The organism is Psychrobacter piscatorii, from assembly GCF_043641605.1.
GTDB lineage: Bacteria > Pseudomonadota > Gammaproteobacteria > Pseudomonadales > Moraxellaceae > Psychrobacter > Psychrobacter piscatorii_C.
The window spans coordinates 37,286-51,742 of the sequence record NZ_JBHZRK010000014.1; the positions used below are offsets into that span (position 1 = coordinate 37,286).

At 44.9% G+C, this 14,457-nt stretch carries 13 protein-coding genes; 6 read left to right on the plus strand and 7 right to left on the minus strand.

The window, feature by feature from the left end; translation table 11 throughout:
* Window positions 1-87 precede the first annotated feature (87 nt).
* Window positions 88-924: an archaetidylserine decarboxylase gene (gene asd, locus ACHUET_RS12150; protein WP_394213131.1), complete on the plus strand. Its 837-nt coding sequence runs from the start codon at window positions 88-90 to the stop codon at window positions 922-924.
* 94 nt (window positions 925-1,018) lie between these two features.
* On the opposite strand, the gene ACHUET_RS12155 is transcribed toward asd, so the two are convergent.
* From ACHUET_RS12155 to fadB, 4 genes are all read right to left on the minus strand, one after another.
* Window positions 1,019-1,648 (minus strand): HD domain-containing protein, encoded by a 630-nt coding sequence (locus ACHUET_RS12155; RefSeq protein WP_394213133.1) that lies wholly within the window; start codon window positions 1,646-1,648, stop codon window positions 1,019-1,021.
* A 140-nt stretch (window positions 1,649-1,788) separates the two neighbouring features.
* A complete protein-coding gene (locus ACHUET_RS12160; protein WP_371532978.1) occupies window positions 1,789-2,364 on the minus strand; it encodes an isochorismatase family protein in 576 nt (191 codons plus the stop codon).
* 285 nt (window positions 2,365-2,649) lie between these two features.
* On the minus strand, window positions 2,650-3,822 hold the full coding sequence (fadA, locus tag ACHUET_RS12165) for an acetyl-CoA C-acyltransferase FadA (protein WP_394213135.1): 1,173 nt from the start codon (window positions 3,820-3,822) through the stop codon (window positions 2,650-2,652).
* A gap of 230 nt (window positions 3,823-4,052) precedes the next feature.
* A complete protein-coding gene (fadB, locus tag ACHUET_RS12170) occupies window positions 4,053-6,212 on the minus strand; it encodes a fatty acid oxidation complex subunit alpha FadB (protein WP_394213137.1) in 2,160 nt (719 codons plus the stop codon).
* Window positions 6,213-7,006: 794 nt separating this feature from the next.
* On the opposite strand from fadB, the gene ACHUET_RS12175 reads away from it, so the two are divergent.
* The 4 genes from ACHUET_RS12175 (at window position 7,007) to ACHUET_RS12190 (ending at window position 11,064) form a co-directional block, all read left to right on the plus strand.
* A complete protein-coding gene (locus tag ACHUET_RS12175) occupies window positions 7,007-8,068 on the plus strand; it encodes a polyprenyl synthetase family protein (RefSeq protein ID WP_394213139.1) in 1,062 nt (353 codons plus the stop codon).
* Between the two features lie 71 nt (window positions 8,069-8,139).
* The gene (locus tag ACHUET_RS12180; protein ID WP_394213141.1) at window positions 8,140-8,958 is read left to right on the plus strand and encodes a DUF72 domain-containing protein; all 819 of its coding nucleotides are present in this window, start codon (window positions 8,140-8,142) and stop codon (window positions 8,956-8,958) included.
* 33 nt (window positions 8,959-8,991) lie between these two features.
* Complete coding sequence (locus ACHUET_RS12185; RefSeq protein ID WP_394213142.1) at window positions 8,992-10,149, plus strand: metal-dependent hydrolase; 1,158 nt, start codon at window positions 8,992-8,994, stop codon at window positions 10,147-10,149.
* 177 nt (window positions 10,150-10,326) lie between these two features.
* Window positions 10,327-11,064 carry a DUF4145 domain-containing protein gene (locus tag ACHUET_RS12190; protein WP_394213144.1) on the plus strand — a complete coding sequence of 246 codons (738 nt, stop codon included), beginning with the start codon at window positions 10,327-10,329 and terminating at the stop codon, window positions 11,062-11,064.
* A 56-nt stretch (window positions 11,065-11,120) separates the two neighbouring features.
* Here the strand turns inward: ACHUET_RS12190 and ACHUET_RS12195 are convergent, their stop codons facing one another.
* From ACHUET_RS12195 to ACHUET_RS12205, 3 genes are all read right to left on the minus strand, one after another.
* A complete protein-coding gene (locus tag ACHUET_RS12195) occupies window positions 11,121-11,525 on the minus strand; it encodes a hypothetical protein (RefSeq protein WP_394213146.1) in 405 nt (134 codons plus the stop codon).
* 73 nt (window positions 11,526-11,598) lie between these two features.
* Window positions 11,599-12,150, minus strand: coding sequence for a GNAT family N-acetyltransferase (locus ACHUET_RS12200; RefSeq protein ID WP_394213148.1), 552 nt, complete (start codon window positions 12,148-12,150; stop codon window positions 11,599-11,601).
* A gap of 190 nt (window positions 12,151-12,340) precedes the next feature.
* Complete coding sequence (locus ACHUET_RS12205; protein WP_114701857.1) at window positions 12,341-12,970, minus strand: superoxide dismutase; 630 nt, start codon at window positions 12,968-12,970, stop codon at window positions 12,341-12,343.
* Between the two features lie 529 nt (window positions 12,971-13,499).
* On the opposite strand from ACHUET_RS12205, the gene rdgB reads away from it, so the two are divergent.
* A complete protein-coding gene (gene rdgB / locus ACHUET_RS12210) occupies window positions 13,500-14,162 on the plus strand; it encodes an RdgB/HAM1 family non-canonical purine NTP pyrophosphatase (protein WP_394213150.1) in 663 nt (220 codons plus the stop codon).
* Window positions 14,163-14,457: the final 295 nt, after the last annotated feature.

Below are 14,457 nucleotides of genomic sequence, written 5' to 3' on the forward strand. Positions count from 1 at the left end.
AGACAATAATACGCTGTCCATGATAAAATATGACTATTAACTTGCCTATGCAATAATGACATCACATCCTATTTTGGTAGCCTTATTATGAATGTATTTACCACCTTACAACAGCTTGTGCCGCAGCAAAAGCTCAGTAAAGTCGCTGGACGTTTGGCCGCCAGTCGTCATCCTTATGTCAAACGTACCTTTATCCGTGGTTTTGCCAAAGCTTATAATATCAGCCTAGATGAGTATGAGCGCCAGAGCCTCAACGCTTATGAGAGTTTCAATGACTTTTTTACCCGTGAGCTAAAAGAAGATGCTCGCACCATCGATACCACTGCAAACGGCATCGTAAGTCCTGCGGACGGTATCATCTCTCAGCTTGGACAAATTAAAGATCATAAGATGCTACAAGCCAAAGGTCGTCATTATGACGTTGGCCAATTGCTCGCTGATAGCGAAGATGGCAGTTATTTTGCCGATGGTAGCTTTGCGACAATCTATCTAGCACCTAGCAACTATCACCGTGTTCATATGCCATTTACTGGTACGCTGACCAAAACTCGCTACGTCCCTGGTACGCTGTTTTCGGTCAACAATACCACGGCAGCTAATGTGCCGGACTTGTTTGCGCGTAATGAGCGTTTGGTCTGCATGTTTGATACCAAATATGGCAAAGCGGCCGTTGTCATGGTAGGCGCTATGATTGTCGCTGGTATTGAGACTGTCGCGACAGGTAAGATTGCTCGCACGGATGATATACAGGAAGCGGATCACGATATGCAGTTTGCGGCAGGCGAAGAGCTTGGTCGTTTTTATTTAGGCTCAACGGCTATCTTAGTGTTGCCAAAAGCAGCAAAAGCCGATTGGCTAGATAGCATGAATGCCAATAGCGTGGTACAAATGGGTCAACTATTGGGAATGGCAAGCGCTGAGTAGCATGACTGTGTAAAAGTGCTCAAGAATATCAGCCCAGTGAAGCATAGATCACAATGCTCAACTGGGCTTTTTTATGCCTAGCGTTTTTATAGATTTACGCGTCGATCAACCATCCTTGCTCGGTCGCATAGTCAATATTGTGTGAGAGCCAATCATGAATAGGAGGAAAGCTGTGTTTGATAAAAGCAAGCGCCGCTGCCACTTGTGAGCGCGTCACCTGAGACTCAATCCACGTTTTTCCCTCGGTATTGAGATTAAGTAAAAATGGCAATAAGCGATCAACCACTCTGAGCAGTTGAGTCTCTTTACTACTACCCGTTTCTTGCTCCTCCCAAACCTCACTCAAAGCCTCGATGCCGTTACCACGCTCTGCTTGCAATCGGGCGATGCCAACACGTTCCTCAATATGTGCCTCGCTACGACTATTTGCGAACAAAAACGTATCACCAGCGTCGATCTCACCCAAATCATGTACCAGTGCCATCTTTAGCAGTTTTTCATGATTGACATCTAGCTCAAATAGATCAGCAATCGACCAGCATGCCATGGCCAAATGCCAAGAGTGTTCGGCAGAGTTTTCTCTGCGATCGGTATCAGTCACGTAACTACGGCGATTTACGCGTTTGAGCGCATCTAGCTCTAGTAAGAAATGAGTGACATCCTCTATGTCGATAGTTGCAGCAGATTTTTGATCGGTCAATGACACAGGTGTGTTTGAGGACATATTTCTCTCTGATTTTTTAAGAATTTTACACATTACGGTGTGGCTAACAACAAAATAGCGCTGATGTTATCAAGCGCTATCTTTTATAACTTTTATAAGTCATTGGGTCAAATGACTCAGTCATCCTATTATACAACCATCTACTTAATCAGATTAAGAATGGTTTTGAAGGCAGGGTCTTCACTGCTACGGCATAACTCAAACAAAATGGTTTCTACTGTCGAGATTATCCCACCTGCACGGCGAATACGGCGAATGGCTTGTTTTTTGTCGTATGGAAAACGCGAGCCAACAGCATCGCCAATAATGACCGGTTGCATCCCATTGTCTAGCAAATCAAGCGCGGTCTGTAACACACAGACGTGCGCCTCAACTCCGATAAGCAAAACCGTACTACGGTTTTGCTGCGCTAAATGATGCCATGTGTCATTGTTATCGCAGGCGCTAAATGTGACTTTTTCAAAGCTCTTGGCATTGTCGCCCTCTAGCACATCACGAAGCTCTGGCAAGCTATCGCCCAATCCTTTTTTATACTGCTCGTTGAGCATGATGGGGATACCAAGCGCTTGCAGTCCTTTGATTATGGTCACTGTTTTTTTGACGATATTTTCGTGATCATAGATATGTGGCGTGAGGCGTTCTTGTACATCGATAATCATCGCTTGGGTGTTTTCACGAGCAATTCGGTAAGTACGATCAGTAATCATCGTAGACATAGTACACTCCTTGTACGGCTGATATTTATTATTAAAAGCTATTTTAAAATGACCATCATTAGAATTTTCATCAATAATAGTCTTAGCTCAGCTCACCCTTATTTAGGCACAGTTTCTTGAATGCGTCAATGGAGATAATTTTCATCAGTACGTGTATGCTCTTGACTACGCCAAGCATTAACTCGCTCATTATATTCACAAAAAACCCCCAGCCATCACGGCTAGGGGTCATTATTAGAGCGTTTTTAATCAACAAATGTTACAAACTGGCTACCGATTTTAAAATTAAACACGCTCAATAATAGTGGCGATCCCTTGGCCAAGACCGATACACATCGTTGCTAGACCGATTTCGGTATCTGACTGCTCCATTGCGTTGAGCAAGGTTACTGTAATACGAGCACCTGAACAGCCGAGTGGATGACCCAGAGCAATCGCGCCACCGTTGATGTTGACGATGTCTTGCTTGTCGGTCAAGTTCAGTGCTTTTAGGACTGACAAACCTTGCGCGGCAAAGGCTTCGTTTAGCTCGATGGTTTGCATGTCACCGATACTCATGCCAGCACGTTTCAGTGCTTTGTTGGTAGCAGGGACAGGACCATAGCCCATGATGGCTGCGTCACAACCAGCAACTGCCATACTACGGATACGGGCACGCGGCTTGAGACCTAAATCTTTTGCTTTCTGCGCGCTCATCACTAGCATCGCTGATGCACCGTCAGATAGTGCAGATGACGTTGCCGCTGTGACGGTACCGCCTTTTGGATCAAACGCTGGACGTAGTTTTTGCATTTGCTCCATGGTCGCGTCTGGACGGATGACTTCATCTACAGTACATAGTTGTAAGCGACCATCAGCATCATGACCTTCGATACCGATGATTTCATTGTCAAAACGACCCTCAGTGGTCGCTGCCCATGCACGGCGATGCGACTCAAGACCAAAAGCATCTTGCTCTTCACGCGTAATGCCATTCATACGGCCTAGCATCTCAGCGGTCAAGCCCATCATATTTGAGGCTTTTGCATAGTGCTTAGAAGCAGCAGGGTTTAGATCAATACCATGCATCATGCCGACGTGACCCATGTGCTCAACACCGCCAATGATAAACACATCACCTTGGTTGGTCATGATTTGTGCAGCTGCGGTATGTAGTGCCTGCATAGATGAGCCGCACAGACGGTTAACTGTTTGACCACCAGCAGTTTTTGGAATACCCGCCAAGAGGCCAATGTTACGACCGATGTTCATGCCTTGCTCTAGGGTCTGGTTAACACAGCCCCAGATAATATCTTCGATGTCATTGGTATCAAAGTCGTTACGTTCTACTAGCGCGCGTACCAATTCAGCGGATATGGTGTCCGCACGTACATGACGGAACATACCGTTTTTGGTTTTGCCCATTGCCGAGCGTACGCCATCCACGATGACCACATCATTTGGACTTAAAGTTGTCATACTATCTTCCTTTTCAATTTTTATTGTCAGTGTAGACCGTTCACGTCAGCGTTATGATTTATTGGTCTTACGCTGTGCATCATGTGCAATATGCGTTGACGTTAAGTATCATTTAGCACGCTGTCGTGAATCAGCGAAAACAGCACATCTGTCATGAAAAAATAGTGATAAATCCATTGCTATCTTTGTTCTGGCAGACGTACCACACTTATCCTAATACGGTATGTTCATTACTCAACTGAGTAAAAAGTCTCGCCTGCGGCTGCCATATCGCGAATCTTTTGCGGGGCTTCATAAGCTTTGCCAAGATGAGCGTACTTTTCACATAGTGCCAAGTAGTTATCTAGACCCATTTGGTCGACATAACGGCAAGGGCCACCGCGGAACGGCGGGAAACCGACGCCCATAATCATCGCCATGTCGGCCTCGCTTGGCGTGCTTACGATGTTGTCTTCTAGGCAGCGAACGGTTTCGTTGCAGAAAGCCAGCATAGTGCGGTCAATGATCGCTTGATCGTCGAATTCTTGCTTGTCACTGTCAGTCGTGGTTTTTAATAACTCATAAGTGGCTTCGTCAGCAACTTTCTTTGGCTTACCGCGCTTGTCAGTTTCATACTTGTAGAAACCTACGCCGTTTTTCTGACCAAGACGCTCGTTCTCATACAGATGCTGAATGGCACCTTTATAGTCTGGTTTCATGCGATCTGGGAAACCATCCGCCATGACTTCTGCGCCATGTACACCGGTATCTAAACCGACCACGTCGATTAGGTATGCAGGACCCATAGGCCAGCCGAATTTTTCCATGACTTTATCAACATGAGCAAAGTCAGCACCTTGCTTGAGCAATAAATCAAACGCGCCAAAGTATGGGAACAATACACGGTTGACCAAGAAACCTGGGCAATCGTTAACCACAACTGGCACTTTGCCCATTTTAGAGGCTAGAGCAACGGTAGTCGCGATGGCTTCTTCAGAAGATTTTTCGCCGCGGATAACTTCGACCAGTGGCATGCGATGTACTGGGTTAAAGAAATGCATACCGACGAAGTTTTCTGGACGCTCAAGCGCCTCAGCAAGATAGGTAATAGAGATAGTCGACGTGTTTGACGCTAGGATACAGTCGTCTTTTACTAAGCCTTCTACTTCTTTTAGAACCGCACGCTTCACGTTTGGATTTTCTACGACGGCTTCGATAACGATATCAGTCTCGCTAAAGTCACCATAGTTCAAAGTAGGACGGATACGGCTTAAGGTTTCACCCATTTTCGCTGGGGTCATCTTCTTACGCTCAACCATTTTACCAAGCAGTTTGCTGGCTTCGCCCATACCAAGATCTAATTGCTCAGATTTGATGTCTTTCATGATAATTGGCAAGCCTTTGCTGGCTGCCTGATACGCAATACCGCCACCCATGATACCAGCGCCTAATACAGCCGCTTCATTAATATCGTGTGCAAGCTTGCTGTGTTTTTTGGCCAGTTTTTTGACCAGCTGATCGTTTAAGAAAAGACCAACCAAGCTCTCTGCTTGCGGGGTTTTAGCAGCTTTTGCAAAACCGGCGGCTTCAACTTCAATCGCTTCGTCACGCGATAGATTGACGTGTTTTTCGATCGCTTCGATAGCGAGGGCTGGTGCTGGGTACTGCTTAGGATTGGCTTTAGCGAAAATAGCACCTTTGGCACTGTTGAACGCCATAGCTTGCTCAAGCTGGTTTAGCTTAACAGGAGCCAGTTTTTCTTCACGTTTTGCTTGCCAATCAAGCTCACCTGAGATACATTTTTTAACCAGATCAATGGCTGCATCTTGTAAGTCGTCAGCCGGTACGGTTGCATCAACCAAGCCGAGTTTTAGCGCATCAAGTGGTTTTTTTGGTGTGCCAGTAGCGATAAGCTCAAGCGCATTATCGATACCAATGATACGTGTACTACGAACCGTACCACCAAAACCTGGGAAGATACCTAGCTGAGTTTCTGGCAGACCGATGATCGCTTTGTCACTCATGACGCGGTATTCACATACCAAAGTCATTTCACAGCCGCCGCCCATTGCCGCGCCATTAATTGCCGCAACTTTTGGGAATGGCAAATCTTCAAAACGATTGAAAGCGTCATTGACATGAACGACCCAATCTTTGATCTCGCTTTCTGATTTTTTGAAAGAAGCCACAAACTCTGTGATATCAGCACCAGCGATAAACACGCCTTTGCCTGAAGTGACGATAAGACCTTTGACGTCGTCCGCTTTTTCTAAAGCAGTAACGGCTTCACCAAACTGTTTGTTGGTTTCGGCATCAAATTTGTTCACGCTCTCATTTTCGGCGTTGTAGTGCATGTTGGCGATGCCATCCTCTAGCATTGTCACCGTGATGCGATTTCCTTGGTATACCATTTGAAACTCCTTTCTATATAACGAAAGCTACGTTTTGAATTAAAATAAATAGCCAGTTACTGTTAGTAAAATGGGTAATAGCACTGTGCGCCTGTGATGTCGTAAAGACAAACACATAGAGGGCGCACGAGTGAAGATGTCTTTATTATCCAGCGCTCATGATGTGATACTTATTTTGACGTCTCTTGTACCCCATCACACGGCGCTTTATTTATATGTTGCAAATACTGCTATTAAAATACTGACTGAGACATGGTCTGACACTGACAATTGATGACTGAATACGCTGAGTAAAAACCCATTACAGTCAACATCAGACCATTTTCACGTCAATTAGTGTAGGGGATTATGCCCCTAACTGTCACAAGCTAATGCCATACTCGCAAGTCACTCTTAAATCACCTGTAGGCATTTACCTTATGCGCAAAGTGTTTTAGTGAATGCTTGTATACTGAGTTGCTGTTTTGAATGTCTTCGGTCTTGCTTTTATTCATGGTCCACCACCTCAAGGATGATAAACCGTTGGTGTAGCCCAATCAATATGACTTACTTAGCTTGCGCTTTTATCAAAGCATATTCAACCAGCAAGTGACATCAGCGATACGTAACCAAGACGTGTTGTAAGGTTACGATTGTACTGCTTCATTTTTGAACAGATGACAGCCATAAAATGCAAAAAACAAACGATTGATACGGTGTCTCACATAAGCAATATGACCTATCATGCTACACTAATACCGTTTTTACCTTGTCCCTAATAAGTTTTCATTGTATCCCTGATAAATGGTTGGATTATGACGGTTTCCCTTACTTCTAGCGCTATCTCTTCTGGCTTTACCCCTTTTAACGCTGTTTCTTTTCAAAGCACTGAGCAATTTCATGGTGCTGTGCGCGCGCAACTGGCGCAAGATATCGAGGTATTGTTTGCTTATGCCAAGCTGCCAAGCCCACTGGTAGATGCCTGTCGTTATGTCATGACTGGACAAGGTAAATTGGTGCGCCCATTGATGGTTGCCAGCGCTTTTGCCAGTATTAATAGCGGTAATAGTGAACGTACAGACGAGCGCAATGACGACATCGACACGCTCAATACTGATCTAGACTCATTGCTAGAAAATGACTCGGACTATGATATGTCACGCCGCGCTGCATTGGCCGTAGAGCTACTGCATACTTATTCCTTGGTGCATGATGATCTGCCTTGTATGGATGATGACGAACTGCGCCGTGGTCAGCCGACTGCTCATATTGCCTTTGATGAAGCGACTGCGCTGCTGGCAGGGGATGTGTTGCAGACGCTCGCGTTTGAAGTATTGGCCGCAGAGATGCCAACCTTTGCGCCATTCGATGCAGATATTGCAAGCCAGTTATTGGCCATATTTGCCCCTCGCGCACGACGCATGGTGTCTGGTCAAATGCTGGATCTGAATGCCGAGGCCAGTACTGATATTGTGCAAAACGATTTAGAAGCCATCCACCGTGATAAAACAGGGGCGTTGATTGAAGCGGCGATGCTCATGGGCGGCATCTGTGCAGGCGCAACGGCCCCACAGCGCATGGCGTTGGAAGAGTGCGCCCAACATATCGGTCTTGCCTTTCAAGTTCAAGATGACGTACTGGACGTCACGATGACGACAGATACGCTTGGTAAACCTGCAGGTAGCGACGAAAAATTAGATAAATCTACCTATGTAAAACTGATGGGTGTCGATGACGCAACTAAATATGCGCAGTCGCTCTTCAATGACGGACGCGCGGCTATCAGTCGTGAGCTTAGTAGCAATCAAGATAATATTGGCAAAAATAATGACGCGCTACTGGCATTGATTGAATGGCTGTGGTCGCGTAAAAAGTAGCTGTTCGAATAAGCGATAATAAAAGATATCGTAGCAAATTTTATCACCTCAAACGGCAGTGAGTGGTCAACATGGACAGTTCCCCTACCCCGCGTATTTATCTTGGTACTGGTGGCTATAGCGATACCGATTTGCTCGGTACGCTGTACCCACAAGGCACCAAAAAGACCGACTTCCTACGTGAATATGCCAAGCAATATGGTGCAGTTGAAATAAACAGCACATTCTACGCACCCATTGGTCAAAAAGCCTTTGCGGGGATGATTGATAAGGCGTATGTACAAACAGACAGCCAGCTCAAATTCGCCGTCAAGCTACATCAAGACTTTACTCATGTCCGTAAATGCACGCCTGAACACGCCGAAGCATTTTTAAATGCCCTATCCCCGCTGGTGGACGCCGACGCCTTAGCACCGTTATTGCTCCAATTTCCGCACGGCTTTGACCGTACTCGCGAGCATCGTCTCTATCTGGCCAATCTCGTCAGTTGGTTTCAAGACTATCCACTCGCCATTGAGTTTCGTCATAACGGCTGGCACACCCCGCAAGTGGTCGATAGTTTTGTACAGCAAGGACTGATTTGGTGTAGTGTCGATTATCCAAAAGTCGGCGGGCTACCACCATCACGGCTGATATTTACTGAACGTACTGGTTATTTGCGTATGCATGGCAATAACCTGAACTGGTGGGACGCGATGAGCGCGGCTGATCGTCATGATTACCGTTATAGTGAGGTGGAGATGCAGGACTGGGCGAAAGCGATTGCCAATCAGCGTCAGCATTTTGATACGCTTTATATCTTTTTTCAAAATACCGTCAACGCGCATGCATATTATAATATTGCGATGCTTAGAGAAGCGTTGACGGCGCACAACTTTGACGTATTGTAATTAACCTAAACCCTTAAATTGACAAGAGCGCATATGGATTCACTCAGTCAAATCGTCTTAGGTGCGAGCGTCCAAGGGGCGATACTTGGTAAATATCAGGGTCGCAAAGCCTACCTATACGGGGCGATACTAGGCACGCTACCTGATTTAGATGTGCTTATCAGCTACCCCGATCCCATCAGTGACATGACCTACCATCGCAGCTTTAGTCATTCATTATTTGTCCTGACCGCAGTGGGTATCGGTGGCGCTTGGCTAATCAGTCGCTATCATCACTGGCGCGATATGCCGCTACCCTATTCAACGCGGCGCTTAGCACTCGCCATGACGTTGGTGTTGACTACCCATCCTATCTTGGACAGCTTTACTGTCTACGGCACGCAGCTATTTTGGCCGCTACAAGACCCGTTGCAGATAACCCCAATCAGTATTGCCTCCATCTTTATCATTGATCCACTCTATACCTTACCGCTCCTCGTCGCCCTGATTGTGGGACTTATCAAAGGGTGCAAACTTACGGTATTCAAGGCAGGATTGCTGATGAATTGTCAACGCATTGCCGTTTGGATGCTGCTGCTCAGTAGTAGTTATTTACTGCTCGGCTTAGGACTGAAGTACTATGCACAGTCGCAAGCTAAGCAAACTTTAGCTACCGCTGGCATTGCTATCATAAAACTCAAAACCATGCCTGTCCTGCCGACGATACTCATGTGGCGTACCGTTGCCGAAGATAATGAGCATAGACTGATTGAACTCAGAGGGAGTGTCTTAGATAGCCGCTTACCTGAGTATCGCTACTTGATGCAGTACGACAACGCGCAGACGCTACGGGCAAACCTGCCAGCGCAAAGCCGACCCTACGCCCAGCGTCTTGATTGGTTCTCTGGTAACTGGACAGGGTATCGCGCCCAAATGCTACCCGCCACTTCTACTACTAGCGATGCAACCGAACAACTGGTCGTTGATGATTTGCGTATGATGGCAGGTGATACGGCTTTCTTTAGTTTTGTGTTAGCCGATAAAGCCAATCAAAGTACGCAATGGCAAGCCATCACGCCGATAGACGCACCTGTCATCAAAGTAGACAACGAGCCTACACCGTCACGTTTTGAGCTGATTCAGGAAGGCTTTGCACGGGTGTTTAATGAGTCGATGGTAGATGGGGATAGTGGCTGGATTTTAGCTGAATAGAGTGGTCATCGGTAACGCCATATATTGAATGTTTAAAATATAATTAATTCTCATGGTTATTATAATATTGCGACTTTGCGTGAGGCGCTGGGTCAGTTTGGGTTTGAGGTGTTGTAAGTTTTAATATTGATTTTCCTTTAATATATTGTCTTATATAGACAGCCTATGGAGTAGTAAATGTTACCAGAACATGGAAGTAAAAAATTCAAATGTCCACATTGTAATACTTTTGCCACACAGCAATGGTTTTTAGCTCACAATGCATCTAATATTTCCAGAGAAATTCTTAACGACATTTACTTGGACTATAGATCAGCTGTGAGTGATTACACCCAAAAAGAAATTAGTAATTTCCTAAGGAAGGTGGGTAATATCTTCCAGTCGAAATTTTATAATTTCATACCTAATGGCTTCTCAGTGGCAACTTGCGCCTCATGTAACAATTTTACTTTGTGGGTGAATGGGGAAATTGTCTATCCTAAGAAAACTACAGTTCCACCACCTAATGAAGACTTAGATGAAAGTATAAAAGCTCTTTATATTGAAGCTTCAACTATCTTAGTGGATTCACCAAAAGGTTCTACCGCTCTTTTGCGCTTAGCTCTTCAAATGCTTTTAAAACAAATAGGTAAGAGTGGGAAGAAAATTAATGATGATATAAAGGACTTAGTAACGGAAGGATTAAGCCCTAAGATACAGCAAGCTTTAGACTTACTAAGAGTAGTAGGAAATAACGCAGTACATCCTGGGCAGATAAACTTAGATGATAATGCAGAAGTAGCCGAGAAGTTATTTAGTATTTTGAACTTTATTGCAGATGAGCTGATTACTAAACCAAAAGAGTTAGAAGATCTATATGCAGATTTAATTCCGTTAGATACGCAAGCACATATTAGGACTAGAGACCAAAAATAGTATCTAACCAAAAAAGGACACCCACCGTGTCCTTTTTTCACATCACCCCACACCCATCACACAGATTCAGGCACAGACATCGCCTTCATATACCAGCTCGCACTCGCAAACAGCAGCACCGCCAGCACCGCGCCAAATATTTCTGCCGTAAATAGCATCTGCCCCATCGGCGCGACCGAGCGCGGGAAGATATTAGTAATGCCTGCCACATACACCAAAAAAAACTCCACCGCGAGCAATAACAGTATCTTGCCGCGCATCGCATGACCGTCAATCCCTGTAAACAGCTGCCATACGCTGAGCAGTCCAAGGGTAATCAAAAACACATTAAATAATGTCATTACCATGGGTGAATAATCAGGAAACGCCTGCATCCCGACCAAGTTGCTAAATATCACAAAGCACAAATTGATGACCAAGAGTGTCAATATGGCAAGTACTGCGATGCGTGCTTTATTCACCGTGCCCTCGTTTTATTCTCATGGTTGATAGTGCGTATTATAGCGCTGGTGGGGTCATTTTTGCCGATACCAATTAGCTTGCAGCGTCACGCTTTGCCCGCCATTCCTTTTTTAAGATGGCATATTGCAAGGTATCTTCATACTTTGGCGTGCCGTCTGCATTTTTGATAAACGAGATAAACTCCACAAAGTGCCCTTCTTTACGCATACCCAACCGCTCGCACAGCTTTTGTGAGGCGCTATTGTCTACTTCGACATAAGCATAGACCCGTCTGGCATCGGCTTTGTCAAATAAATAATTAATAAATGCCTGTGCACTCTCTCTGGCGTAGCCTTTGCCATGAAACTGCGCATTAAAGTTCCAACCGACAGAATAAGTGTCTGGCTCTTCTTTGACATAGAATATCTCGCCAATCACTTTGCCCGTCTCATTCAGACACACGGCAAGATAGTCGCCCTCGTCTTTTTGTCGTTTGGCGATTTTTGCTACGGCTGCCTCTATCGAGGTGACTTTATCGCCTGCAAAACAGCTGGGTATGGGGCTGGACAGATACTCGAGTAGGTCGGCTGCATCGGCGGCGGTAAAGGGGCGCAGGCTTAGGCGCGGTGTTTGTACAGTTGCCATTATTATGATCTCGTTATTATGGTCTTGTTATTTGTCTAGGTCATGCTTTATCAAAGTCAGAAGAGTAAATATAAGGCATCGCTATCTTACCGTGGTATTTTTATTGTCCTATCAGTTTTTATTAAAATATACACCAAAAAAAAGGACACCTCGCGGCGTCCTTTTTTCAAATCAAATACTTAGTTGAATATTACGCTTCAACGCCAGCATCTTGACCTTTATATTTTGCGTTTGCGTAGTCCCAGTTCACTAGCTTGTCTAGGAACGTGTCAACATAGTCAGGACGACGGTTACGGTAATCTACATAGTACGCGTGTTCCCATACATCACAAGTCAATACAGCGACTTGGTCGTGTGCAAGTGGGGTATCAGCGTTAGCAGTTTTGGCGATTGATAGTTTGCCACCGACTTTATCAGCGACTAGCCATGCCCAACCTGAACCGAACTGAGTCAATGCTGCATTTTTGAACTCTTCACGGAACTTATCATAGCTACCGAAGTCTTCTTCGATTTTTGCTTTTAGATCGCCAGTAGGTTCGCCACCGCCGTTCGTTGGCGTCATGCAGTTCCAGTAGAACGTGTGGTTCCATACTTGGGCTGCTTGGTTGAACATACCTTGCTTGCTGTCATCTTTAGCAGTCGCTACGATGATTTCTGGCAATGTTTTGTCTTCTAGACCAGAACCTGGCAGCATATCTTTTAGCTTGTTTACATAAGCGGCATGATGCTTGTCATGATGATACTCTAGCGTCTCGGCACTGATATGTGGCTCTAGCGCGTCTTTTGCATATGGGAGATCTGGCAATGTGATGTTTGACATAATTATTTTATCCTTGCTTATTTGGCCACTCATACTGCTGTCTCTCTAAACTTAGGCAAATCTAAAAGTAGATACGCCTTATGAATAGAAACACTTAGTATCGAGCTAAATTGGCTGAGTTTATTGTTTGAAGTGAATGTTATCGCTTAATACACGTTATTGCGTAACACAGTATCACGTATTATTATGAATCCAAAATTAACCTAGCTGTTATTCTTAGTCCACGAGTCAAATGTTTGACTGCATAGACCTTTATTAACTTAATATTCACAAGCTATAAGATATATTTCACTGTAGCTTGGTATCTATTATAGCAACAGCAACCAATAATATCAGTTACCAAATGTTATAGCTCGTATATTCTGCATCGTCACTGGTTATTTATTCAACGATGACCTTTTACCTCGTCAAACCCTATGCCATCAGTACTAACATCGTTGTCGAGGTCGATCTATATAGCACTTATAGAAATACCAAAAGTTAAAGCTCGGCTAATTCATTCATATTTTTTATATAACGGAACGACCCTATGAGCACTACCGATACCGTACAACTCGCTACCCAATCGACTTCTGATAACCAGTGGGTGCTCGCCAGCAACAATAAAGGCAAATTGGCTGAGTTTAAACGGCTATTTGCCGAAGCGAATTTGGATGTAACGATCATCCCACAAGGTCAGCTCGATATCGACGATGCCATAGAAGATGGGTTGAGCTTTGTCGAAAACGCCATTATCAAAGCGCGCCATGCCAGCCGTATCAGCGGACTGCCTGCGATTGCTGATGATTCAGGACTCTGTGTACCTATATTAGGTAACGCACCTGGCATCTACTCGGCGCGCTATGCGGGCGAACACGGCAACGATGGTAAAAACAACGCCAAGCTCATTGCTGACTTGCAGCCTATTCGTGACCAGCAGGCCGACTCTTCTAACGCTACAATTAAAGGCATGTTCGTTTGCGTATTGGCGATGGTACGTCATGCCGATGACCCGCTACCGATTGTCGCCCAAGGATTATGGCATGGCGAAATCTTGGATACGCTACATGGTGACGGCGGTTTTGGCTATGATCCATTATTTTGGTTACCTGATTTGCAAGCCAGTGCGGCTAGTCTAAGCGCTGCTGATAAAAACAGCATCAGTCATCGTGGTCAGGCAATTCAGCAGTTATTGGCGCAGTTGCCTTTATAGGTTCTCTTGTAAAATAAGTGCGCTTGTAATAGCAAAAAACCTCAGAAACCCTGCCGTCAAAGAGATAATTTTTACTTTAATAAGCAGATAGATTATACTGTTCTACTTTTAAAATTTTGTTGAAATCCGTTATTTGGCTGTATAATTCACCAAAAAGCGTTATTATGCGGTGCATTAACGGTTTATGATTGATATTTGATAGCACTAACAACTTGGGCAAATTTGCCTTTTGGTATCAGCGGCGATTGCTACTGGTGCTGATTTTGAAGTTGCAGCATTATCACTATCCCCTATT